Genomic DNA, 434 nt, shown 5'->3' with positions numbered 1-434 from the left:
GCGTCGATCCGCCCACCGCCCGCGGCGGCATCATCTTCGGGCTGCGCGCTTTCAAGGATCGCTGCACGGCCTCGAACTCCGCCACCGTTATGATCGGCGGCACCTCCATGATGGCGTGCTCGGTCTCCGGCTTCGCGCGCCCCTTCTTCACGTCATAGGTGTTGAAGCGGTGCTCGCCGATATAGGTGGTCCGCGTCAGCACCTGATGGACCATGCCCTTGCCCCACCGACCGCCATGGCGCGTGCGGATATTATTCTCATTGAGCCAGCACGCGATCGCCATGACCCCGATCGGCCCGCGCCCATCCGCGCCTTCCAGCGCCAGCCGGAAAATGCGGCGCACCGTTTCGGCGTGGAGCGGATCGATCTCCAGCTTTTTCTTGATCTTCGCGCCGCGCTGCTCGGCCGCGACCGCGCGATAGCCGATCGGAGGA

At 65.9% G+C, this 434-nt stretch carries 1 protein-coding gene; it reads right to left on the bottom strand.

The window, feature by feature from the left end; translation table 11 throughout:
• Positions 1-434: recombinase family protein (locus tag IDG65_RS14340; protein WP_206174247.1), on the bottom strand; the 434-nt coding region annotated here is incomplete at both ends.

It is taken from the genome of Staphylococcus sp. EG-SA-17 (genome assembly GCF_017151845.1).
GTDB classification, from domain to species: Bacteria; Bacillota; Bacilli; order Staphylococcales; family Staphylococcaceae; genus Staphylococcus; species Staphylococcus aureus.
This window is presented reverse-complemented; position numbering and strand designations above follow the sequence as displayed.